This window comes from Pseudomonas sp. LFS074, assembly GCF_047978165.1.
In the GTDB taxonomy this organism is placed as follows: Bacteria; Pseudomonadota; Gammaproteobacteria; order Pseudomonadales; family Pseudomonadaceae; genus Aquipseudomonas; species Aquipseudomonas putida_P.
Window position 1 is genome coordinate 302,444 of sequence record NZ_JBFPFV010000001.1, and the last position, 21,223, is coordinate 323,666.

General features: G+C 60.8%; 22 protein-coding genes and 2 tRNA genes. 9 read left to right on the forward strand and 15 right to left on the reverse strand.

Annotated features, from left to right (window positions below; translation table 11 throughout):
* Positions 1-75: 75 nt before the first annotated feature.
* On the forward strand, positions 76-690 hold the full coding sequence (locus ACNQP3_RS01330; RefSeq protein WP_264316733.1) for a recombinase family protein: 615 nt from the start codon (positions 76-78) through the stop codon (positions 688-690).
* Positions 691-1,483: 793 nt separating this feature from the next.
* Here ACNQP3_RS01330 and ACNQP3_RS01335 read toward each other — a convergent pair.
* Positions 1,484-2,044, reverse strand: a complete 561-nt coding sequence (locus tag ACNQP3_RS01335; protein WP_264316734.1) for a hypothetical protein — start codon at positions 2,042-2,044, stop codon at positions 1,484-1,486.
* Between the two features lie 1,483 nt (positions 2,045-3,527).
* Here ACNQP3_RS01335 and ACNQP3_RS01340 point away from each other — a divergent pair.
* From ACNQP3_RS01340 to ACNQP3_RS01355, 4 genes are all read left to right on the forward strand, one after another.
* Positions 3,528-3,773 (forward strand): hypothetical protein, encoded by a 246-nt coding sequence (locus ACNQP3_RS01340; protein ID WP_264316735.1) that lies wholly within the window; start codon positions 3,528-3,530, stop codon positions 3,771-3,773.
* Between the two features lie 222 nt (positions 3,774-3,995).
* Positions 3,996-4,199 (forward strand): hypothetical protein, encoded by a 204-nt coding sequence (locus ACNQP3_RS01345; protein WP_156858712.1) that lies wholly within the window; start codon positions 3,996-3,998, stop codon positions 4,197-4,199.
* Between the two features lie 337 nt (positions 4,200-4,536).
* Positions 4,537-4,866 carry a hypothetical protein gene (locus tag ACNQP3_RS01350; RefSeq protein ID WP_264316736.1) on the forward strand — a complete coding sequence of 110 codons (330 nt, stop codon included), beginning with the start codon at positions 4,537-4,539 and terminating at the stop codon, positions 4,864-4,866.
* The gene (locus tag ACNQP3_RS01355) at positions 4,863-5,111 is read left to right on the forward strand and encodes a pyocin activator PrtN family protein (protein WP_264316737.1); all 249 of its coding nucleotides are present in this window, start codon (positions 4,863-4,865) and stop codon (positions 5,109-5,111) included. Before ACNQP3_RS01350 ends, ACNQP3_RS01355 begins: the two co-directional genes overlap by 4 nt.
* A 122-nt stretch (positions 5,112-5,233) precedes the next feature.
* Here ACNQP3_RS01355 and ACNQP3_RS01360 read toward each other — a convergent pair whose 3' ends face one another.
* From ACNQP3_RS01360 to ACNQP3_RS01395, 8 genes are all read right to left on the reverse strand, one after another.
* Positions 5,234-5,440, reverse strand: coding sequence for a helix-turn-helix transcriptional regulator (locus ACNQP3_RS01360; RefSeq protein ID WP_232862600.1), 207 nt, complete (start codon positions 5,438-5,440; stop codon positions 5,234-5,236).
* A gap of 369 nt (positions 5,441-5,809) precedes the next feature.
* Positions 5,810-5,885, reverse strand: a tRNA-Thr gene (locus tag ACNQP3_RS01365).
* Between the two features lie 98 nt (positions 5,886-5,983).
* Positions 5,984-6,232, reverse strand: a complete 249-nt coding sequence (locus tag ACNQP3_RS01370) for a hypothetical protein (protein ID WP_060493557.1) — start codon at positions 6,230-6,232, stop codon at positions 5,984-5,986.
* 416 nt (positions 6,233-6,648) lie between these two features.
* Entirely contained in the window at positions 6,649-7,854 is a 1,206-nt protein-coding gene (locus ACNQP3_RS01375; protein ID WP_069943184.1) for a methyltransferase, read from the reverse strand.
* Positions 7,855-7,918: 64 nt separating this feature from the next.
* Positions 7,919-8,608, reverse strand: coding sequence for an ABC transporter permease (locus tag ACNQP3_RS01380; protein WP_012270083.1), 690 nt, complete (start codon positions 8,606-8,608; stop codon positions 7,919-7,921).
* Entirely contained in the window at positions 8,608-9,300 is a 693-nt protein-coding gene (locus ACNQP3_RS01385; protein WP_003255749.1) for an ABC transporter permease, read from the reverse strand. The genes ACNQP3_RS01380 and ACNQP3_RS01385 overlap by 1 nt, the downstream gene beginning before the upstream one ends.
* A gap of 54 nt (positions 9,301-9,354) precedes the next feature.
* Positions 9,355-10,107: an ABC transporter substrate-binding protein gene (locus ACNQP3_RS01390; protein WP_003255747.1), complete on the reverse strand. Its 753-nt coding sequence runs from the start codon at positions 10,105-10,107 to the stop codon at positions 9,355-9,357.
* 11 nt (positions 10,108-10,118) lie between these two features.
* Positions 10,119-10,892 (reverse strand): ABC transporter ATP-binding protein, encoded by a 774-nt coding sequence (locus tag ACNQP3_RS01395; protein ID WP_003257472.1) that lies wholly within the window; start codon positions 10,890-10,892, stop codon positions 10,119-10,121.
* Between the two features lie 641 nt (positions 10,893-11,533).
* Between ACNQP3_RS01395 and gabP the strand changes: the two genes are divergently transcribed.
* Positions 11,534-12,919: a GABA permease gene (gene gabP / locus ACNQP3_RS01400; protein ID WP_012270085.1), complete on the forward strand. Its 1,386-nt coding sequence runs from the start codon at positions 11,534-11,536 to the stop codon at positions 12,917-12,919.
* A gap of 76 nt (positions 12,920-12,995) precedes the next feature.
* Here gabP and ACNQP3_RS01405 read toward each other — a convergent pair whose 3' ends face one another.
* Both ACNQP3_RS01405 and ppk2 read right to left on the reverse strand, forming a co-directional pair.
* Positions 12,996-13,439 carry a hypothetical protein gene (locus tag ACNQP3_RS01405; RefSeq protein WP_264316738.1) on the reverse strand — a complete coding sequence of 148 codons (444 nt, stop codon included), beginning with the start codon at positions 13,437-13,439 and terminating at the stop codon, positions 12,996-12,998.
* Positions 13,440-13,499: 60 nt separating this feature from the next.
* A complete protein-coding gene (ppk2, locus tag ACNQP3_RS01410) occupies positions 13,500-14,480 on the reverse strand; it encodes a polyphosphate kinase 2 (RefSeq protein ID WP_264316739.1) in 981 nt (326 codons plus the stop codon).
* Between the two features lie 149 nt (positions 14,481-14,629).
* Here ppk2 and ACNQP3_RS01415 point away from each other — a divergent pair, with 149 nt between their 5' ends.
* The gene (locus ACNQP3_RS01415; RefSeq protein WP_179027120.1) at positions 14,630-14,920 is read left to right on the forward strand and encodes a type II toxin-antitoxin system RelE/ParE family toxin; all 291 of its coding nucleotides are present in this window, start codon (positions 14,630-14,632) and stop codon (positions 14,918-14,920) included.
* A gap of 9 nt (positions 14,921-14,929) precedes the next feature.
* Positions 14,930-15,232, forward strand: coding sequence for an addiction module antidote protein (locus ACNQP3_RS01420; RefSeq protein WP_060493523.1), 303 nt, complete (start codon positions 14,930-14,932; stop codon positions 15,230-15,232).
* A 136-nt stretch (positions 15,233-15,368) separates the two neighbouring features.
* Here ACNQP3_RS01420 and ACNQP3_RS01425 read toward each other — a convergent pair.
* The 4 genes from ACNQP3_RS01425 to ACNQP3_RS01440 form a co-directional block, all read right to left on the reverse strand.
* Positions 15,369-15,444: transfer RNA gene (locus tag ACNQP3_RS01425), tRNA-Phe, on the reverse strand.
* 90 nt (positions 15,445-15,534) lie between these two features.
* A complete protein-coding gene (locus ACNQP3_RS01430) occupies positions 15,535-15,807 on the reverse strand; it encodes an oxidative damage protection protein (protein ID WP_003255742.1) in 273 nt (90 codons plus the stop codon).
* Positions 15,804-16,871 carry an A/G-specific adenine glycosylase gene (gene mutY, locus ACNQP3_RS01435; protein ID WP_060493522.1) on the reverse strand — a complete coding sequence of 356 codons (1,068 nt, stop codon included), beginning with the start codon at positions 16,869-16,871 and terminating at the stop codon, positions 15,804-15,806. The genes ACNQP3_RS01430 and mutY overlap by 4 nt, the downstream gene beginning before the upstream one ends.
* On the reverse strand, positions 16,868-19,114 hold the full coding sequence (locus ACNQP3_RS01440; protein WP_264316740.1) for an AsmA family protein: 2,247 nt from the start codon (positions 19,112-19,114) through the stop codon (positions 16,868-16,870). The genes mutY and ACNQP3_RS01440 overlap by 4 nt, the downstream gene beginning before the upstream one ends.
* Before the next feature lie 307 nt (positions 19,115-19,421).
* Between ACNQP3_RS01440 and ACNQP3_RS01445 the strand changes: the two genes are divergently transcribed.
* Positions 19,422-21,083: an OFA family MFS transporter gene (locus tag ACNQP3_RS01445; protein WP_012270090.1), complete on the forward strand. Its 1,662-nt coding sequence runs from the start codon at positions 19,422-19,424 to the stop codon at positions 21,081-21,083.
* The last annotated feature ends 140 nt before the right edge of the window (positions 21,084-21,223 follow it).

A 21,223-nucleotide genomic window follows, 5' to 3' on the forward strand; every position in this document is an offset into this window, starting at 1 on the left:
GCCCTTTTTGCTTGATAAGTAACACCCAAAATGCAACAGTGTTAGGACAACACCCTAACTGATACAGGTTGCATCATGTTCATTCGCGCCTACCTTCGAGCATCCACCGACGAGCAAGACGCCGGCCGCGCCCGGGCTTCATTGGAAAAGTTTGCCAGCGACCACAACAAGGTCATTGCCTGCGAATACTTGGAGAATGCCAGCGGTGCCGCTGCAGATCGACCGGAGCTGCTGCGCCTACTCAAGGACGCTCGGAAGGGTGACGTGCTGCTTGTCGAATCTATTGATCGCCTGTCCCGTCTGCCGGCCGACGACTGGGCGAAGCTCAAGAGTGCGATCGACGCCAAGGGCCTGCGCATCGTGGCGTTGGACCTGCCTACCAGTCACCAGGGTATGCGCGACACGAAGGGCGATGAGTTCACCGACCGCATGTTATCCGCGATCAACTCGATGCTGGTCGAAATGATGGCCGCCATCGCCCGGAAGGATTACGAGCAGCGCCGCGAGCGCCAGGCTCAGGGGATTCAGAAGGCTAAAGCTGAAGGCAAATACCAAGGCCGGCCTGTGGATGAGGAGCTTCACAAGCGTGTGAAGGAGCTTCTGGGCGCCGGGCTAGGTATCCGAGCCACTGCCAGGCATGCGAACTGCTCGACAACTACTGTACTGCGTATTCGCGACACTGCTGCCTGATACCGTATCGCTCCTGCCCGGCAGCATCACAACCACCTATCTCGCCAGGCGGCTGAACCGTAACAATTGTTAACAGGGAACTGGGCCGATCAACCAGGCAAATACTAACTTTTGCTAACAGGCCGGCCCGCTAACGCCCGCTCCGATGTCAACATTTGTCAACATGCGGTCCAGTCGTCGAGGTGGATATCATGACAGGCTTTGACAGGTCGCTAGTGCTGAGCATGGCGCTATGAAGTGGCGATGAAATGGCGTTCTTGTGCCACGGAATTAGCACGGATTGGACATTGCTGATGCCGATGAGATGAGCTTCGCACTCTCAGTCCATTGTTGTGCCACAGGAATGCCATTGCATGCCGCGTCAAAGCCACGGCTACGCCACCTTTCAGTTAAACCGAGCCCCTACCAGGTTGAGGACTTCTTTTGTACCGGGGTTAGGACGTTTTCATTTCAAGCATGAAAGTGTCCCGAGTCTATTACGGGGCTGGTGTTTTTGGTGGTACAGCCGCCAAGTCGACCTACCTTTCCTCGGGATCTGCACGCAGTCATGCCACCTGAGCGGAGCTGGTAACCAGCGATGGTAACCACGCCTGGTAACCGGACTGGCCTGGCGCCCGATCCACCCAGCGCCAGCGCCGCACACCAACATTTCTTAACAGGCTGACGGGTTGGCCAGCCCAGGCCAGGCACTAACATTTGCGAACAGGGCGGAGTTCAAGCGCCGGCGCCGGGACGCTCTGATGGCAACATCAGCCAGGTCGCTGAGCTAGCATTCGCGGTAAGTGGCCAGTGGTCATGCATCATCAGTAGCTTTGTTGGCTTTAGCCCTATTCACCTTCCACGGTAGTGCTGGTTGAGTACGAACCTTTTTGTATTTCCCTTTGGCAAACATGTAGGTATGCAGCTCCATGAAATGACGGCTGCGACCAGATAGTTCATAAGTGATGAGGAAAACCATCAGTGGCCTGTCCGCGCCCTGCCATTGCGTGTGAATTCGTTCCAGCGTGAGCGCTACGTCTTCAACCCTGCTATAGCCAATGAAGGTCTGGAACACTGCCTGGCTGGCACGCTCTAACAGCTTGGAAATTTCATTGATATCAGTATGCGCGCGCTTCCATTCCCACTCGACGAACGAAAGAGTGTCGCCTTCGGGGTAGCGCAGTACCGCGTCGGTGCGCCCGCCCTGCTCAAACAGTGCTCTCGCGCCAAGGAGCGTAGCGCACTGACGCACCACCAATCCGAGGTGGATGGTCCAATCGGCGCGCCCCGCCAGATCGTTTGCTTCAGTAACCGGGAAATCGCGGTACCACAGACAGTTGAACAAGGTAATAAAATCCCGCTCGACTCGTTTCATAAACGTCCCCATTGTTTTGAATGCCGCAGTGAGTATTTAACGGCTGATAGGGTGAAAGGTTGAGGAGGAGGGGGGCGCGGGATGCGGGCTAAGGTGGAGTAGACCGACTCATGGATGGTTCGCGCGCTGCTTCACGCACGATCTTCACGCAGCGCGGTGCGTGATTGTGTAGTGGTGCGCGGCCAGGTACGCACCGCTGGTACGCATTCTGGCGTGCGCACTAGGCTGGTTCGCGCCTATGGTTCGCAATCGTCTATGCGCGAACCTGGGCGGCCTGCCTGTTATCAAAAGTTATGGTTTCCAGCCCCAGTTTCCACTCTGGTTTCCACGGTATTGCAGGCTTGCCAGTGGCAACCGCACCGACACGCCCACCGTGAACAACCACATCAAAACTACGAATCCCATACCAAGCGCCAGCCGATCCAATCTCAGGTTTTCTCAGGTTCCACCGTTTCGAAAGCGACACACTGTGTAGGAATCAACACGGTGGACCGACTCCACACTTTTACGGACACACCGGAAAAGCCACACCTGATCGACTGGGAACCACTTTGACCACGCTTTGACGGAATGTGAGACAGGCATGAGACGGAGCCAGCACCGGGTGGGCGTCTGAGGTCCGTCCGGTGCTATAGGCCGTCAAAGTAGAGGCCCTGGCCGTCTCGTACCCCTGACAGACCCCTGACGGATTTTGGACAGCTTTGGACGGGTCGCTGGTGTTGGGCGGTGGCGCTGGCGCTATGGCGCGTGATGTCGTGACTGCCGGCCTAGTGGTGATCTGCTCGGACCGCCTGCTCGTCCAGAGCCGCCAAGTTAAAATAGACCCGCACTAGACCGCGATAGACGGTGGCCTGCGGCCCCATTCGCTGGATCACCTGCCGGGCCTGGCCTGGGCCAATGCGTGATGGGCTGGCGCGGACAGTCCCGTCTAATGCCAAAGCCCGAATTCTGGACAGGCTCTGGACGGATCAGGACCAGCACCAGCAGATGGAATGCCGTGGGAGCGGTGATTTACCTGATGCGCGGGAGGCTGGCCACCATCGACCGGCGTCTACTCGTCCAGAATGGCCAGGGGCGGCGAAATTCTTGACAGGCCTTGACGGAATCCTTGACAGGGCCTTGACGGATTCAGCCGCTGGCGCTTGAGCAGGATCGTCTGTAACCCCTGCTGTACAAGGGCTGGCGCTGATTCTGGCCGACCTGTGGGAGCGGAGGGCGTCAAGAGTTTCCGGGCTTGCTCGTCAAGAGAAACCGGGTGGTCCAGAACCTGACAAAACCTGACATGCCAGGCTTGCCAGGGACAAAAAAGTGCCAGCCCCTGACACTCTGGCCAGCGGGATGTGGGCTAGGCCGATTGGGCCTCTTCGAGCCAAAGCGCATGCTAGTCCCGACCGTCGTTTCAGAACGCCCAACGATTTGTTAGTGGTAGCCTGATCTGGAACCACCCTGAAGAGAGGGCCCCGGAATGCGTAAGGAGTCGGATATGGAGCCCGAAGTTATCCACGTCCCAGAGCTTGCCATGCTGCTCTGCCGATCAGAGTCGGCAATCAGAAGTGCGATGCAGGCGGGGGCGGCCTGGCTTCCGCCATCGTTCAAGCAGGGCCGCCGGATTTGCTGGCGGGTCGGTACGGTGAGGGAGTTCTTGCGAGAGTGTGAGAGCGGACTTCACAAACCAGTGACACCTGGGCGAAAGCGCCGACCTCCGCCGACTTTTACCAGCGTGAAATAGCCCAGATGTTGACCGCGACGAAACTACCAATTTCGATCGACTCGATTATCAATTCTGCTACCCGGCAGAGTTGGCCGACCAGGTGGTAGAGCAGCACCCTGACAGCAGGCCGGAACAGGTGGCCGGGCGGGTCTGGTACAAACTACCCGGATGCTGGGTAGTTATCAGATAATCCGGTGCCCAGCTCGCCACGTTGAGCACCATCACATCGAGGGCCGCGACATGTCCGTTATCGACTGCGACTACCTACCCCAACCGGAGCCGGTCCAGTTCCCGCCAGAGCTGGCGCTACTGATCGTCAGGAAGGCCGCTGCCATGGCCGAGGCATTCGAGATCAAGGCGCTCGACCAGATGACCATGGACGCCAGCCGGGCGCTTCGCGATGGAATGGAGCCGCGCAGGATCATCAGGCAGATGGGGCTGTAGATCCCGGCAAACTTTCCGGTATCTGCTTGAGCAAGGGGTTGCTGTCAGATCGCAGCACCCGCCGGCGAGCAGCCACGGTCACTGGATGGTGAAGCGCCACCCTTACGGTTCCGGGGTGGCGGTGCCCGGCTATACACCACCCCCTGGGCATCGCTTAAACAATGGCTATACACAACCCCCCTCCCACCGACGCGATTGCCCTATTTGCGCCTTCTGGTTACCTGTCGGCATGAGCCGGCTCTTGGTCAGTGCAGAAAAGCCGATTGTCATGTAGGCAGCTCATGCGGAACGGGACTGTTAGCCTGAGTTAGACCACAGTTGGCCGAGTGCACCTATCATGAGCCGTGATCAGGTAATGCCGAGAATTCTCAGGTACCGGGACGCCCCTGAGTACCTAGGGATGTGCAGGCAGGAGTTCAACAGAACAGTAAGGCCATTCGTAGCAGAGTTCCGCATTGGCGTCAGGGGCGTCGGCTTCGATCGTTACGAGTTGGACGCATGGGCAGACGAGTACATTACTGCCACACGCGTCCAGAAGGAGCCGAGACAGCAATTGAAGCAAGCTGCTCGGGATCATGAGCAGCAATCTATTGATGCTTCCAAGAAGGCGTTTGAAGATGCGGTACGGCTCGCCACCGGAAAGAAACTGCGTCGAGGCGCGCAGTGAACACTACCTTCTTACTCCTCGCTCAGTACGATGGGATGGTTGTGATCCCAATTGAACGGGTCTGCACCGATTACTTCCCACATCTCTCTGTTGAAAAGCTGAAGGGCAAGATCGCGCGCGGCGAAATTCGGCTCCCACTTATCTCGATCGAGAAAAGCCAGAAGTCAGCGCGTGGTGTGCACATTGGGGACCTGGCTTCTTACATTGACGCCAGACGCGCGGAAGCAATGAAAAGTTTGAGATAGGGGCCGCCGCGACCCGTTACGTTCGTGCAGCGAGCGCATAGCAGTTTTGATTGCCGCGGCGGCGATACCATCTTACCGCCCCGGCGTCAGGCCCAGTCTGTTTCAGATGAAGGGTGTGAGCTTCACGAGGCCTCTGGTTTGTCTGGCATCACCGAGGTCATCCAGGCGGAGATATCGGACTGCAACCAGGCGACGGAGTTTGGCCCAAGCCTCACCTGCTTCGGAAATGTCCCCTCCCTCATTCGCTTGTAAATGGTGTTTCGGCTGAGTGCGGTAATTCGGGTGACTTCAGCGATACGCATGAAGCGATCATTCTCGGCAGAGACCATGTGCTCCTCCGTCGTAGACAGCGGATTGAGGTCGTCGAATACCAGGAAGGCTTCGTGACAGCCCGGACGGCCTCTCCTCTAACTTTAGCCAAGCGCTCGCGACTGAGGTGCCATAGACGCTCCTGCACAGGTCAATGCCGAGCCTGGGTCGTGAACCTGGCGTGACTCCCGGCCCGGCGGGGACTGTGAGTGCGCCGCCCGGCTGGAGAGCTTTTGTTAACGGAATGTCACGATGGCGCGGTGCGCGGGCAGTGAGCAGCCAAGAATAGAGGTAAGCGGAAACGGGGAATGAACGGGGAAAAATGGGAGGCTCAAAGCCCAGAAACGAAAAAGGCCCACCGTGAGGTGAGCCTAAGTCGTTGATCTATATGGTGCCGGCACCAGGAATCGAACCCGGGACCTACTGATTACAAGTCAGTTGCTCTACCATCTGAGCTATACCGGCAATGGGGCGTCATTATAGCGATCGTTTGGCGCCTGTAAACCACTTCCTTGCGATTGTTCGCAAAAGACCTAAGTTACCGGCCCAAAAGGAGAATTTTCTTACCAGCCGCGGTGGATGGTGTTGACGCTTGGCTCGCTTTTGCCTGGGTTGAAGAACAGCTTGTCATTGTCGCAGCCGCGTTTGCGGCAAGGGCTTTCGGTGCGCAGGGGCAGGCCGTTATCACCGCCCAGCTGCATGCCGGGGTGGTTCCAGCCCAGGTTGCTGTTGGAGTGGGGCGCGGTGCCGTTGGTGCAGCCGGTCAGGGCCAGAGCGAAGGTCAACAGGGCGAGGGGGGTGGCTCGAGTCACGATGGTCAAGTCCGTTGGTCCATTGTCGGTTCTGGCGCAACGCCAGAAGGTCGCGGGGCTGGCGGGCAGCGCGCGACGTCACTTTTTAATGATTTGGGGGGCGGATGATACACCGTTACGGCGGTTGGGCATTAGCCTTGTGTTGCCTGTCAGGCGCTCTTCGCGGGAATTCTCACACCCATAAATGACCGCGCAAACAGCGCTTGCATCAACCACAAGAAATGTTTATGCACAAGTGGCATTGCCGACTTGCGCGAAAGGCATGCCGGATCGCTACGCCGCTGGTCTTTGCGCAAACGCCTGTTTTTGTTGGGCTTGACGCGTAAGCTGGAATAAGCCAAGCGCTTGAAATAGCGCTTGGCTCCAACAGGTAATCACAAGCTTGTTCACAGACTTATCCACAGGTTGTGCTGCGGCTAACGGTCGCGTTCCGCAAGGATGAGCAGGTTGCGCGGGGTCAGTGGGTAGTCGCAAAACAGGCCAAGGCGCACCTCATAGCCTTGTTCTTCGAGAAACAGGGCGCGATCGAGCACCAGCCATAGTTCCAGCGGCCGGCGGAATAGGTTGCGCACGCGCTCCAGGTTGCGTACCTCGGCCAGGCGCTGCCAGCCCGCGGCCTCCAGGGCGGCCCAATCCGGGTTGCCGTGCAAAGGCAGTTGTTTCAGATCTGCCAGGTCGCGGCAGTAGTGCTCGAAAGGCTTTTCCAGCCAGGCTACCGGCAGCGACGGCGTCGGCAGGTATTCGCTGCTCTGGCGCTGCTGGCGTTGTAGCAGGTCGAAGCCCAGGCGCCGGGCCATCGAGGTGTCGCGCTGGCGCCGCACGCGGGCGCCAGCGGTGACGGTTTCGCTCAAGGGCAGGCCCAGGTCGTCCAGCGACAGCTGCAGGCTGGACGCTTGCGCGGCTGTGGATAACGCCTGGTATTGCTGCACGGCTGTGCGGTTGTAGCAGCAGGGGGCTACGGCCAACTGCCGGCAACCTTGCCGGCTGGCCAGTTGCATCAGGCGTACATGCAGGTCGCCACAGGCGTGCAGGGCGACCACGCTCTTGTCGCCTGCCAGGTGGCGGACGCTGTCGCTGGCCATCACATCCTGATGCACATGCTGCGCTGGCACGTGGTGGTGGGCGCTCAGGGCCTGGCCGGCGGCGACCAGGTCGGCGTCGTACTCAAGGCAGGTCAGCTGCTGGCCGGGTTGCAACAGGCGGCGGCCCAGGTGGCCTTTGCCAGAGCACCAGTCCAGCCAGTGTTGCGGCGGTTCACGGAAGGCCAGGTGGCTGGCGAAGGCTTCGATCTGCTGCCATTTGCGGCCGGGGACAGCAACGTCCAGACGGTGGGCGGCGGAGGGTCGAGCGCTCTGAGGGAGGCTGCCGAGGGTGGAGAGCTGCTGGGCTTGCTGGGCCAGTTGCGGGAATGGGGCGGGCAAGTGGTCAGCGGTGCTATCGGCTTCGGCGTCTGCCAGGGAGCATTGGCGCAGGTGGGTGGCCAGTTCGGGGTGGGTGGTTTCCCAGCCCAGGTGCAGGGTAGTGAAGGGGCGGGGTTTCCACAGCTGTTGGTGCTCGATCAGGAACTGGTCGAGTGCCTGGAAGCGGGTGCTTAGGTGGTGGCTGTGGAGGTGACTGGGCATGGGAGGACGTGTGTTGGGTTTTAGGGCCTCTTCGCGGTTGCACCCGCGAAGAGGCCGGGACGGCTCAGCGGCCTTGGCAGGCATCCACGCGCAACCAGCGCTCCAGCAGCTTGAAGCCCTGCACCAGCAAGAACGAGATCACCAGGTAGAACACCCCGGCCGCGAAGAAGATTTCCACCGGCAGGTAGGTCCGCGCAATGATGGTACGGGCCATGCCGGTCAGTTCCAGCAGGGTCACGGTACTGGCCAGGGCGCTGGCCTTGAGCATCAGGATCACTTCGTTGCTATACGCCGGCAGGCCGATGCGCGCAGCACGTGGCAGCATGATGTAGAACAGTGCCTTGCCCCGTGACATGCCCAGCGCGCGTGCCGCTTCGATCTCGCCCTTGGGGATCGACTGCAGCGCGCCACGCAGGATCTCGGCGATGTACGCGGCGGTGTGCAGGGTCATGGTCAGCACCGTGCACCAGAACGGATCGCGCAGGTACGGCCACAGCGAGCTGGAGCGCACGGCATCGAACTGCGCCAGGCCGTAGTAGACCAGGAACAGCTGCACCAACAGTGGCGTACCACGGAAGAAGAAGATGTAGCTGAACGGCACCGCACGCACGTACCAATGGCGTGAGGAGCGGGCGATGCCCAGCGGGATGGCCAGGATCAACCCGGCAACCACGGCAATGGCCACCAGCTCCAGGGTAAGGGTTGCGCCTTCGGCCAGGCGTGGCAGCCATTTGAAGATGACTTCCCAATTCATTATTCGGCCCTCGCAAAGCCGCGAGCGGCGCGTTTTTCCATGAAGTGCATGCCGGTCATGGCAAGGACGGTCAGGCCCAGGTAAATGCAGGCCGCGACCATGTAGAAGGTGAACGGCTCTTTGGTCACGGTCACGCCTATCTGCGAATGACGCATGATCTCTTCAAGGCCGATTACCGACACCAGTGCGGTGTCCTTCATCAGGATCATGAACAGGTTGCCAAGGCCGGGCAGGGCGATGCGCCACATCTGCGGGAGGATGATCCGCGACAGGATGCGGCCCTTGGACAGGCCCAGTGCCAGGCCCGCTTCACGGTGGCCCTTGGGAATCGCCAGGATGGCGCCACGGAACACCTCGGTGGCATAGGCGCCGAAGCACAGGCCCAGGGCGATCACGCCGGCCGCGAAGGCACTCAGCTCAAGGCCAGGCATGTTCAGGGCTTCGCCGAGGCTGTTCATCAGCCCGACGGTGCCGAAATAGATAAGCAGCACCCACAGCAGTTCGGGCACGCCGCGAACCAGGGTCGAGTAAAAGCCGCCAAGCCATTGCAGCGGCTTGAGCGGGGAGGTCTTGGCCAGGGCGCCGAGCAGGCCCAGCACCAGCCCCAGCAGCAAGGCGCAAAGCGCCAGTTTTACGGTCATCAAGGTGCCGGCCATCATGGCCGGACCGAATCCGTGCAGGTCGATATTCATGGGCAGGTCATTCTAGGGACTGGCGCGCCGCAAGGGCGCGCCGGTCAGGGCGGGTCATTCGATGCTGAACGGGAAGTACTTGTCGTTGATCTTCTTGTACGTGCCGTCGGCTTTGATTTCTGCCAGGGCTTTGTTCAGGTCGTCGCGCAGCTTGGTGTCACCTTTGCGCACGGCAATACCGATCTTGTCGCTGTCCATCACCGGCTCGCCCTTGAACTCGAAGTTCGAGCCGTCTTTGCTCTTCAGCCACTCGTACTGTACGTACTTGTCGGCCAGGATGCCGTCGATGCGGCCGGACACCAGGTCCAGGTAGGCGTTTTCCTGGGTGTCGTACAGCTTCACGTCGACGCCCTTGAAGTTGTCTTCAAGGTAGGTGCCGGCCAGGGTGGCGCGCTGGGTGCCGATTACCTTGCCTTTCAGCGACTCTTTGTCAGTTTTGAAATCGACGTTTTTCGGCGCGATGAACTGCAGCTTGTTGGAGTAGTACGGCTCGGTGAAGTCCACGGCCTGCTTGCGCTCGTCGGTGATCGACAGCGACGACACCAGGAAGTCGAACTTCTTGGCATTCAGGGCCGGGATGATGCCGTCCCAGTCGGAGGTAACGACCGAGCATTCGACTTTCATCTTGGCGCACAGGGCGTCACCGATGTCTTTGTCGAAACCAACCACGTTACCGCTGGCATCCTTGTTGTTGAACGGTGGGTAGGCGGCTTCGATACCCATGCGCAGTTTTTCTGCGGCCATGGCGTTTGCCGACATCACCAGCGTGGCAGCAGCTGCCAGGAGGAACTTCTTGTAAGTGTGCATGTATTGCTCCGTTAGCGGTGGCTGGACATGAATTGCTTGCAACGCGCCGAGGTCGGGTTTTCGAAGACCTGCTGCGGCGATCCCTGCTCTTCGACCAGGCCTTGGTGCAGGAAGACGACTTCACTGGACACATGGCGGGCAAAGCTCATCTCGTGCGTCACCAGCAGCATGGTACGGCCTTCTTCGGCCAATGCGCGGATAACGTTTAGCACTTCCTGGACCATTTCCGGATCGAGCGCCGAGGTGGGCTCGTCGAACAGGATCACTTTGGGCTTCATGGCCAGGGTACGGGCAATGGCGGCGCGCTGTTGCTGGCCACCGGAAAGCTGGGCGGGGTAGCTGTGGCGCTTGTCGTAGATGCCGACCTTGTTCAGCAGCGCTTCGGCGGCTTCGATGGCCTCGGCCTTGCTTTGGCCGAGCACGCGGCGTGGCGCCTCGATGATGTTGTCGAGGATCGACATGTGCGGCCACAGGTTGAAGTTCTGGAAGACAAAGCCGATTTCGCTGCGCAGGCGATTGATCTGGCGGTTGTCGGCTGCGACCAGGTCGCCGTTCTTGGCGGCCTTGAGCTTGAGGGCTTCGCCGGCGACCAGGATTTCGCCCTGGTGCGGGTTCTCGAGCAGGTTGATGCAGCGCAGCAGGGTGGACTTGCCGGAGCCGGACGACCCCAGGATGGAGATCACGTCACCGTCGCGTGCGGTCAGCGAAATGCCCTTGAGAATTTCCTGCTCGCCGTAGCGTTTGTGCAGATTGCGGATTTCCAGCGCGGGCGTGGCCTGAGCCATGTGCGGTCCTCATGTGTTCGGGTGCGTTCCCAGCTATTGGCGGCCTTCCTGGCGTGCGCCAAGCTAGCATAGCGGCATTATGACGGCCAACAGGGTCGCCGGGGACTGTGGGCACTGGTGGGGCAGTTTGTCGCATCGCTACAGCGTAACGTCGCGCAGATGTCCGCGAAGGTGTCGCCCAGCACCAGAGCCTTGATGAAAAAAGGCGCGATGGTGCCACCTTTGGGCCGCTCATGGAAGCGGTTTTGGCCCATTGGCGGGGTAAAGCCGACCTTTAGGTCAAACGATTCCAGTGGGGGCAGGTTTACCCGCGAATGCGTCGCTAGCTTTAAAGGTTGTACCTCAAGGTTGCACTTTTTTGCATTGCGGTGGTGCACAGGTGTTACCGGGGAGCACCTGTGGTGCATTTGTAAGTGGGTATTTCAGTAATCCGATGATTTGGTGCTCTTTCGGTCAAGTCTTGGCCGAAAGCCCTCCAAGCCGCGTCCTAAAAGGCCCGCAGAAACTTCTGACGAATGCATCCAGCACATGGCGCGCTTATTGCCAGTAGGAAACCGCCGATTGCAGCGACGCCTAGGCCAACCCTTGGTGCGCTTTGTACTCGCAGTCGGAGTGGTCCACTCCTTACAAAGGTAGTTTCAATGAGCGGTAACAATTCCAATGACCTCGCTCAGGGGCTCAAACAACGGCATGTGACCATGCTGTCCATCGCTGGCGTCATCGGTGCCGGCCTGTTCGTAGGCTCCGGCCACGCCATCGCAGCTGCCGGCCCTGCCGTGCTGCTGGCATATGCCGCCGCCGGTACCCTGGTGGTGCTGGTGATGCGCATGTTGGGTGAAATGGCTGTCGCCTCGCCTGACACCGGTTCGTTCTCCACATATGCCGACCGCGCCATCGGGCGCTGGGCCGGTTTCACCATTGGCTGGCTGTACTGGTGGTTCTGGGTGCTGGTGATACCGCTGGAGGCCAATGCCGCCGCAGCCATCCTGCATGCGTGGTTCCCTGCGGTCGACCTGTGGGCATTCTCCCTCATCATTACCTTGGCGCTGACGCTGACCAACCTGTGCAGCGTTAAGAACTACGGTGAGTTCGAGTTCTGGTTCGCCCTGCTCAAGGTGCTGGCGATCATCGGCTTCATCGCCGTGGGCTGTGCTGCCTTGTTCGGCTTCGTGCCAAACAGTCAGGTGAGCGGTGCCAGCCACCTGTTCGATACCCAAGGTTTCATGCCGAACGGCCTGGGCGCCGTGCTGGCCGCGATGCTGACCACCATGTTCTCGTTCATGGGTACTGAAATCGTCACCATCGCCGCTGCCGAGTCGAAGGACCCGGGCAAGCAGATCAGCCGTGCCACCAATTCGGTGATCTGGCGTATCTGCCTGTTCTACCTGGTGTCGATCTTCCTGGTCGTGGCCTTGGTGCCTTGGAACGACCCAGCGCTGGCCGAAACCGGTTCCTACCAGACCGTGCTGAGCCGTATCGGCGTACCGAATGCCAAGCTGATCGTCGACATCGTGGTGTTGATCGCGGTGACCAGCTGCCTGAACTCGGCGCTGTACACTTCGTCGCGCATGCTGTTCTCGCTGAGCAAGCGTGGCGACGCACCGGCCATCGCCCAGCGCACCACCAAGGCGGCTACCCCGCACGTGGCGGTTTTGCTGTCCACGGCAGCGGCGTTCCTTTGCGTGTTCGCCAACTTCGTGGCCCCGGCCCAGGTGTTCGAGTTCCTGCTGGCCAGTTCGGGCGCCATTGCGCTGCTGGTGTACCTGGTGATTGCCGTGTCGCAGTTGCGCATGCGTGCCCAGCGTGAAGCCCGCGGCGAGAAAATCACATTCAAGATGTGGCTGTTCCCGGGCCTGACCTGGGCGACCATTGCCTTCATCGTTGCCATTCTGGTGGTAATGGCGTTGCGTGAAGATCACCGTGCCGAAATCATCGCGACTGCGCTGCTGAGCATTGGTGTGGTGGCAGCTGGCTTGCTGGTGCACCGCAAGCGTGAGGCTGCCGGACGGGTGGCGCTGGATAACTGATCCGCGCTGGCTGAGATGAAAAGGCCGTGCCCTGTGAGGGGCACGGCCTTTTTCGTTGGCAGGTTAAACGGCCCTGTCAGCCGAACTGCTTCTGCTGTTGCTGCTGCTTGGCAATCAGTTCGGAAGCGGCGATATAGGCCTCCTGGAACTCATCGCTCTCCAGCCAGGCCATGGTGGCCTCTTCGTCAGCGCCGTCCAGCCATTTGCGGTAGGCGTTGAACACCAGCACGATGTAGTCGGTGGCGTGCTCTTCCTTGTGCCCCTTGAGTACCAGGGCCAGCAGCGGGTCCACCAGGAACACCGAGATCATCGGTACCAGGCCGCCCTCCTGGGCTTCCTTCATCTTGTTGAACATCGCGTCGTAGCTGCCCGACTCCATGGCCTTGTTGTACACCTGCTCGACGCTGGCGCTGTCGCCGGCACTGGCCTTGACCGCCTGGCCGCTGCGCACCATGCGGTTCTGCTTGGCCTTGCTGGCGGCGCGTTTGGCGCGTTTCTGTTGCTTGGTAGGGGTGGCCATGGGGTGAATCCTTGGGGTGTTCGGAAATTGCGCGTATTGAAGCGCAGCTGCCTCGGCGTTTCAACTCGCCAGCGGGGCGGGCTCATCCTCTTCGAACCCGTGCGATGCCCTGCCGACCAGCAGTTCATCCGGCGCATGGGCCACGCTATGGTCCTTGTCGGGGTAGTCCAGCGAGTGCAGGAAGTGGCGGATGCAGTTGAGCCGCGCACGCTTCTTGTCATCGGACTTGATCACTGTCCACGGTGCATCGGCAGTGTCGGTATGGAAGAACATCGCTTCCTTGGCGGCGGTGTAGTCTTCCCACTTGTCCAGCGACTTGATGTCGATAGGTGACAGCTTCCAGTGCTTGAGCGGGTCGTCGCGGCGCGAGATGAAGCGGCGCAGCTGCTCTTCGCGGTTCACCGAAAACCAGTACTTGAACAGCAGGATGCCGCTGTTGCACAGCATGCGCTCAAGGTCCGGCGCCTGGCGCATGAATTCCAGGTACTGCAGTGGCGTGCAGAACTCCATCACCTTCTCTACCCCGGCGCGGTTGTACCAGGAGCGGTCGAAGAACACCATTTCACCCGCCGTGGGCAGGTGCTGGATATAGCGCTGGAAATACCACTGGCCCTGTTCCTGCTCGGAAGGCTTTTCGAGCGCGACGATTCGAGCGCCACGTGGGTTGAGGTGCTCCATGAAGCGCTTGATGGTGCCGCCCTTGCCGGCGGCATCGCGCCCCTCGAACAGAATCACCACACGTTGGCCGGTGTCCTTTACCCAGCTCTGCACCTTCAGCAGCTCTATCTGTAGCGCGTGCTTGGCCTTCTCGTAGTCCTGGCGGCGCAGCCGGGTGCGGTAGGGGTAGCTGGCCGGCAGGCGCGCCGAGGTGCTGTCTTCATTGCTGCCCCTGGGGGCGGTAGCCACTTCCAGCGCTGCGGGTTGCTGGCTGATGCGGGTGATCGTCGGTTCCGGCTTGCGCTGGCGTGGGCGGCGCGTGCGGACTGGGGTGACGGCAGGTTCGCCGGGGGCGGGGAGCAGTAGGGGGGATTCTTCGCTCATGGGGTCCTTGCTAGTCGATTCGGATGTCCATCCAGCACCTTAAATTGTGGCGAGTGATGGCCATTTGATGCTGGTCAACTGGGTGCCTATAAACAGTTTGAAACAGCTACCAATTGGCTGTAGTGTGAACTACGGTTTACATTCCTCCCATGCATACATTAATTCAAACCGACACCTACCGAACGTGGTTCGCTGCTTTGCGGGACCCGCGTGCGAAAGCACGCATAACTGTCCGGTTACGACGGGTGGGTCTTGGAGTGATGGGTGACTGTAGGCCGGTTGCTGAAGGGGTATCCGAGCTTCGGATCGACTATGGTCCGGGCTATCGGGTGTATTTCGTTCGACGAGGTTATGAAGTGATCATCCTCCTGGCGGGTGGCGATAAGGCTAGTCAGGCCAGGGATATCAAATCGGCTCTCAAGCTGGCTCGCGACCTCTAGGAGGCCATCATGAAAAATATCAAATTGACCAAATGGGATGCTGTGGACCATTTGAAGACAGAGGAGGACATGGTCTTGTACCTCGAAGCCTGTCTGGAGGAAAACGACCCTGCACTGCTTGCTGCTGCCTTGGGTGATATCGCTCGTGCTCGTGGTATGGCTCAACTGGCGCGCGATACCGGGCTCACGCGGGAGGGGTTGTACAAGGCGCTGTCTGCTGAAGGTAACCCCAGCTTGGCGACCATCATGAAAGTGATGGCGGCGCTTGGGGTGAGGCTTCATGCCGAGGTGCTACCACCCACTGCAGGGTAACGTCCGGATTGAATTTGGTAGCTAAGTCAGTTGGCTGCCAAGCCTGCAGCAAAAATCACAGGCAACAAAAAACCCGCACTAGGCGGGTTTCTTGTTGTCGCTTCGGGTAACTTTGCAACCACCAGAAGCTTGAAGGTGGTGCCCAGAGACGGAGTCGAACCGCCGACACGAGGATTTTCAATCCTCTGCTCTACCGACTGAGCTATCTGGGCGACGAGGTGAATTAAATAGATTTCCGGACCGCTCGTCAACGACTTTTTGAAAAAATTTTAAATTAATTCCGTCGCTTACGATTTTTGGGGTCATTCGGCCGGTGGAACGTAGCCTTCGGCCTGGGCGTATTCTTCGCCGGCGAAAAACTTGTCCATCTCGGCCTGGAGGAATTTGCGGTCCTCGGCGTTCATCATGTTCAGGCGCTTTTCGTTGATCAGCATGGTCTGGTGCTTCTGCCAGTCAGCCCAGGCTTTCTGCGAGATGTGTTCGAAGATGTCCTGGCCCTTGGCGCCTGGGTAGGGCGGGCGTTCCAGGCCTGGGAGTTCTTCTTGGTACTTGCGGCACATCACGGTGCGGGTCATCGGGCGTCTCCTGCAATCAGTTCGTCGGCCGCGCGTTCAAGCAGCTTTTTTACCGGGGCGGCAAGGCCCAGGCGCGGCGGGGTGGCGAGGTTATACCAGAGCCAGTCGGCCTCGGCCATGTGCTCGCCGACCGGGTCGACGCGCACCAGCCAGGGCTCGATCGCCAGCTGGAAGTGGCTGAAGGTGTGGGTCAGGCCATCCATGGCGTGGCTGCCAGCCAGGCGTAGGCCGTGCTGATAGGCCAGGTCTTCGAGTTGGGCAATGTCATCCAGCTCCGGCAGGCTCCACAAACCACCCCACAGGCCGCTGGAGGGGCGGCGATACAACAGGATGGCGCCTTCGGGGTTGGTCAGCAGAGGCATCAGGGTGCGCCGTTGCGGCAGCGCTTTGCGCGGCTTGGGCTCGGGGTAGCGGGTTTCTTCACCGTGCAGGTGCGCTTCGCAGCCGCGCTGCAGCGGGCAGATCAGGCAGCTGGGCTTGCTGCGCGTGCACAGCGTGGCGCCCATGTCCATCATCGCCTGGGTGTAGTGGTTGGCGCGCAATTGTGGGGTGAAGCGCTCGGCGGTGGCCCACAGCTGGTTGGCCACCTTGGGCTCGCCGGGGTAGCCCGCCTGGGCGCTGTAGCGGGCCAGCACGCGCTTGACGTTGCCGTCGAGGATCGGCGCGCGGATGCCCATGCTGATGCTGGCGATGGCACCTGCCGTGGAGCGGCCGATGCCGGGCAGCTCGGTAAGCTGCTCGACACTGCGCGGGAATTCGCCGCCATGTTGTTCGACGACGATCTTCGCGGCCTTTTGCAGGTTGCGGGCACGGGTGTAGTAGCCCAGCCCGGTCCACAGGTGCAGCACTTCGTCCTCCGGCGCCTCGGCCAGGGCCTGCACGGTCGGCAGGGCCTGCATGAAGCGGTCGAAGTAGTTGAGCACGGTGCTGACCTGGGTCTGCTGCAGCATGATTTCTGACACCCATACCCGGTACGGGGTGATGCCCTGTTGCCAGGGCAGGTCGTGCCGGCCGTGCTCGTCATACCAATCCAGCACAGCGCTGGAGAACTGCTCGGGGCTCATCGCTTGAACAGCCCCTTGAGCGCGTCTTTCACTTCCGGGCTCACTTTGTCTCCAAGTTTTTCTTCAAGCTTTTCGTCGATCTTGTCTTGCAGGCGGTTGCCGGCCAGCTTGGCCGCCACCTTGCCCAGGCCGTTCTGGTCCAGGCGGCAGGCCTTGGCGCCAAGTTCCAGCGGGCCGCGGCAGCGCAGCGGCACTTCAACGCCAACATACCGTTCGTTGACCTGGCAGGCAGGGTCCGGCATGGCGCGCTGGTCGCCTTCGACGATCACACCCACGTTGTAGTCCATGCCCAGCACGCGCAGGTCGAGGTCGCCATGGCCGTTGACGGTCAGGCCTGGGATGCGGGCCTTGAGGTCCGGGTTGCTGGCGACGCCATTGCGTACCACGAGGCTGCCGCGCAGCTCCTGGAACGGGGTGTCCTTGCCGCGTGGTTCGCCGCTCAGGGTTTTGCGGTTGAGGGTGGCGATGGCCTGGCACAGCTGCTGTTCCAGGTTGGCATTGACCAGCACACCGTCGTTGATGGTGAAGTTTGCGCTGCCGTTCAGGGTGTCGACCAGTGCCTTCTGGCTGTTACCGGTGGCCGTCAGATCACTGGTCAGGGTCAGCAGGCCCTTGACCGGTGGCGTCTGCTCCTTGCCTTCGGTCTTGATGAAGTGCTCCACCGGCACCCGTTGGATGTTGGTGTTCACGCCCAGTTGTGGCACGGCAGGGCGCACGTCGACCGTGCCCTTGGCTTCGAAGGTGCCGTTGTACAGTTCGCCGCGCAGGGTTTGCAGGGTCAACAGGCCAGCTTGGCCAATGGCCTTGAGCTGGGCGTCTTCGATCGGCAGCTTGTCCAGGGTCAACGAACCGAAGGCCAGGTCGGCCTGCAGGTCGAGGGCGCGCAGGCGGTCCACCGGCAGCAGTTTGTCGTCGCTCCAGGCCACTTGAGTTGGGGAATTGGGCAGTGGCGTGGTGCCGGCACCGGCCACGGCGCTGGCTTCCTGTTGCTTCACCTCGGCCTGGCGCGCAGCGGTGGCGCCCTTGGCTTCTTCGCTCTTGGCCGGCAGGTAGCGGTCGGCGTTGAAGGTGTCGCCTTTGAGCTGCAGGCGCAGGGCCTGCTTGGCGAAGTCTTCGACGGCCACGCGGCCGCTGAAGGTGCTGTCGTCCAGCTTCACCGCCAGGTCTTCCAGGGCCAGGCTGTTGGGCGTGCCCTGCAGGCGAGTCACCAGCTCCAGCTTGGCGAAGGCGGCCGGGTCGTTGGTGGCCGGCAGTGGGCGGCCGATGCTGTCGAGGAAGGTGCGCAGGTTGAACTGGGCGATGGACAGACCGCCGCTCAGCTGGGGTGCTTTGTCCAGGTCACGCAGGTTCAGCTCACCGAGGGCGCGCAGCTGGTTGGCGGAGACTTTCAGGCCGTTCCACGAAGCCACATTGGCAGCCAGGTCTACCAGCAGTTGGCCTTGGGCGGCAAAGGTCACGGTCTTGCCACCAGTGGGTTCACCCGAGGTTTCGCCCGACAGGCGCATGTCTTCGAAGTTGTAGCGCTTGAGCTTGCGGTCGAAGCGCAGTTCGCCGGCCAGCTCGGTGCGGGCCTTGATGCTCGGTTGGCTGGCGCTGATGAAGGCGCTGGCCTTGAGCGGAATGTTGGCGCCTTCATGGACCGGGCCGGTGCTCAGCTGGATGCTTTCGGCGCTATAGCTTTGGCCGGTCTTGGCATCGGTGTACTGCACGCGGGCGTTGTTCACGGTCAGGCTGTCGATGTCCAGCTTGACGGCGCGGTCGTTGTTGTCGGCGGTCGTGGGCTTCTGCTCGGCAGGTGGCTGCGCGGGTGCACCGGCGGTTGTGCCGTTTTGCGCAGGCAGCGGCTTGCCGATGTCTTCCCAGTTGCCATGGCCCTGTTCGTCACGCGCCAGGGTCAGGTTCAGGCCTTCGACGCGTACATCGCTCATTTGCACTTCGCGGCGCAGCAATGGCAGTACACGGACCGAAAGGCCGAGCATCTGCAGGTCGGCGAACGGTTCCTTGGGTTTGGCCAAGGTGGCGATGCTGGCTTCGTGCAGCTCCAGGCCCAGCCATGGGAACAGGCTCCAGCCGATATCGCCGTTGAGGGTCAGCTCCACGTGAGCCTTGTCGCGTGCCAGCTGGCGAATCTCGTCTTTGTAGTCGTTGGGATCAAAGAGGTGGGTCAGGGCGAAGCCCAGCGCCACGATGATCAGCAGCAACCCGAGAAGCCCCAGTCCCAGGATTTTGCCGAACGCTTTCATGGGCGAGTCCTTGTAGTCCGTTAGTGAAATTCAGGCGGCAGAGTATAACGCCGCGAGGGTTGTCCCTGCGTATTCGACCAGAGATACAGGGCATATCCTACGTTTTCAGCAGATGGTACGGCTTTCGGCGGGCAGATGTTCGCCTGTGCCGGCCTCTTCGCGGGTTTACCCGCGAAGAGGCTGGCACAGGAAAGAGGACCGTTTCAGCCAAGCAATAAATCACGATATCAGATTGCTTTCACGCTACTTGGCTCTGCTAACCTTGCGCCGCTTTGCGAGCACCCTCCCTATAACAAGGATCAGATCCATGACCAGTACCGTCGCGACGGGCTCCTCGGCCAGTGCGCCAGGCTTCCTGTCGAAGGAGCGCATCATCGCCCGCCCGGGCTTCAACCGCTGGCTGGTGCCACCCGCCGCCCTGGCCATTCACTTGTGCATCGGCATGGCCTATGGCTTCTCGGTGTTCTGGTTGCCTTTGTCGCAAGCCCTCGGCATCACCGCCCCCGTTGCCTGTGCCGCAGACATGAGCTTCATGGCCCGGATGTTCAGCGCCGAATGCGACTGGCCGATCTCGATGCTGAGCTGGATCTACACCCTGTTCTTCGTCTTTCTCGGCTGCTCGGCGGCGGTGCTGGGCGGTTGGCTGGAGCACGCCGGCCCGCGCAAGGCTGGCCTGGTTTCGGCCCTGTGCTGGTGTGGCGGCATGCTGCTTTCGGCAATCGGCGTGAAAACCCACCAGCTATGGCTGATGTGGCTGGGCTCCGGCGTGATTGGCGGTATCGGCCTGGGATTGGGCTATATCTCGCCAGTGTCGACCCTGATCAAGTGGTTCCCGGACAAGCGCGGCATGGCCACCGGCATGGCGATCATGGGCTTTGGCGGCGGGGCCATGGTGGGTGCACCGCTGGCCACCGCGCTGATGGGGCATTTTGGCAACGAGCATGAAGTTGGCGTGTGGCAGAGCTTCGTCGCCATGGCGGCGATCTACTTCGTGTTCATGACTGCCGGCGCTCTGGCATATCGTGTCCCGCCGACCGGCTGGAAGCCTGAAGGCTGGACGGCCCCGGTGAAAAAGGCCGGCAACGCCATGGTCACCGACCGTCACGTGCACGTCAGCGTGGCCTGGAAGACGCCTCAGTTTGCGCTGATCTGGCTGGTGTTGTGCCTGAACGTGTCGGCAGGCATCGGCATTCTTGGCATGGCTTCGCCGCTGCTGCAGGAGGTGTTCGCCGGCAAGCTGCTGGGCAACGAACTGACCTTCAGCCAGCTGAACACTGCCCAGCTGGCGCAGATTGCCGCGATCGCTGCCGGTTTCACCGGCTTGCTGAGCCTGTTCAACATTGGCGGGCGGTTCTTCTGGGCGTCGTTCTCCGACTACATCGGCCGCAAGAACACCTACTTCGCTTTCTTCGCCTTGGGCGTTGGCCTTTACAGCCTGGTGCCGAACATGGGGCACCTGGGTAACGTGGCGCTGTTCGTGGCCGCGTTCTGCATCATCCTGTCGATGTATGGTGGCGGTTTCGCGACCGTGCCGGCGTACCTGGCTGACCTGTTCGGTACGCAGATGGTCGGCGCCATTCATGGTCGTCTGCTGACGGCCTGGGCGGCGGCGGGGGTGCTGGGGCCGGTGTTGATCACTTATCTGCGTGAGTCTCAGTTGGCCGCGGGTGTGGAGCGGGCAGCGGCTTACGACATGACCTTGTACATCCTCGCTGGCCTGCTGGTGCTGGGCTTTATCTGCAACATGCTGGTACGCCCGGTGGCCGACAAGCATTTCATGAGCGATGCAGAGCTGGCCGCCGAGCGGGCGTTGAGCCATGACAAGGGCGCCGACAGTGCACGCTCGCTGGAGTGGAAAGCGGCGCCGGGCAGCCTGCCACTGGTGCTGCTGGCCTGGGCTGTGGTGGTCGTGCCGTTGGCCTGGGGGGTGTGGGTAACCTTGCAGAAGACAGCTGTGCTGTTCCACTGAGCCGCTCCTTTGGGGTTGCAAGGCAGCCCCAATTACCTGGTTGTATAGACCTGTAGCGGCATCTAGCCCGCGTAATTCCTCGCTTTGCCATATGTCATCCGCGTTTCAAGCTGGCGCGTTCTGGGCCTATAATGGAGCCC

Excerpts from the sequence above, each read along its gene's own strand:
- ACNQP3_RS01330 (WP_264316733.1), top strand. The coding sequence starts at position 76 with ATGTTCATTCGCGCCTACCTTCGAGCATCCACCGACGAGCAAGACGCC.
- ACNQP3_RS01335 (WP_264316734.1), bottom strand. The coding sequence starts at position 2,044 with ATGAAACGAGTCGAGCGGGATTTTATTACCTTGTTCAACTGTCTGTGG.
- ACNQP3_RS01340 (WP_264316735.1), top strand. The coding sequence starts at position 3,528 with ATGGAGCCCGAAGTTATCCACGTCCCAGAGCTTGCCATGCTGCTCTGC.
- ACNQP3_RS01345 (WP_156858712.1), top strand. The coding sequence starts at position 3,996 with ATGTCCGTTATCGACTGCGACTACCTACCCCAACCGGAGCCGGTCCAG.
- ACNQP3_RS01350 (WP_264316736.1), top strand. The coding sequence starts at position 4,537 with ATGAGCCGTGATCAGGTAATGCCGAGAATTCTCAGGTACCGGGACGCC.
- ACNQP3_RS01360 (WP_232862600.1), bottom strand. The coding sequence starts at position 5,440 with ATGGTCTCTGCCGAGAATGATCGCTTCATGCGTATCGCTGAAGTCACC.
- ACNQP3_RS01375 (WP_069943184.1), bottom strand. The coding sequence starts at position 7,854 with ATGCCCAGTCACCTCCACAGCCACCACCTAAGCACCCGCTTCCAGGCA.
- ACNQP3_RS01380 (WP_012270083.1), bottom strand. The coding sequence starts at position 8,608 with ATGAATTGGGAAGTCATCTTCAAATGGCTGCCACGCCTGGCCGAAGGC.
- ACNQP3_RS01385 (WP_003255749.1), bottom strand. The coding sequence starts at position 9,300 with ATGAATATCGACCTGCACGGATTCGGTCCGGCCATGATGGCCGGCACC.
- ACNQP3_RS01390 (WP_003255747.1), bottom strand. The coding sequence starts at position 10,107 with ATGCACACTTACAAGAAGTTCCTCCTGGCAGCTGCTGCCACGCTGGTG.
- ACNQP3_RS01395 (WP_003257472.1), bottom strand. The coding sequence starts at position 10,892 with ATGGCTCAGGCCACGCCCGCGCTGGAAATCCGCAATCTGCACAAACGC.
- gabP (WP_012270085.1), top strand. The coding sequence starts at position 11,534 with ATGAGCGGTAACAATTCCAATGACCTCGCTCAGGGGCTCAAACAACGG.
- ACNQP3_RS01405 (WP_264316738.1), bottom strand. The coding sequence starts at position 13,439 with ATGGCCACCCCTACCAAGCAACAGAAACGCGCCAAACGCGCCGCCAGC.
- ppk2 (WP_264316739.1), bottom strand. The coding sequence starts at position 14,480 with ATGAGCGAAGAATCCCCCCTACTGCTCCCCGCCCCCGGCGAACCTGCC.
- ACNQP3_RS01415 (WP_179027120.1), top strand. The coding sequence starts at position 14,630 with ATGCATACATTAATTCAAACCGACACCTACCGAACGTGGTTCGCTGCT.
- ACNQP3_RS01420 (WP_060493523.1), top strand. The coding sequence starts at position 14,930 with ATGAAAAATATCAAATTGACCAAATGGGATGCTGTGGACCATTTGAAG.
- ACNQP3_RS01430 (WP_003255742.1), bottom strand. The coding sequence starts at position 15,807 with ATGACCCGCACCGTGATGTGCCGCAAGTACCAAGAAGAACTCCCAGGC.
- mutY (WP_060493522.1), bottom strand. The coding sequence starts at position 16,871 with ATGAGCCCCGAGCAGTTCTCCAGCGCTGTGCTGGATTGGTATGACGAG.
- ACNQP3_RS01440 (WP_264316740.1), bottom strand. The coding sequence starts at position 19,114 with ATGAAAGCGTTCGGCAAAATCCTGGGACTGGGGCTTCTCGGGTTGCTG.
- ACNQP3_RS01445 (WP_012270090.1), top strand. The coding sequence starts at position 19,422 with ATGACCAGTACCGTCGCGACGGGCTCCTCGGCCAGTGCGCCAGGCTTC.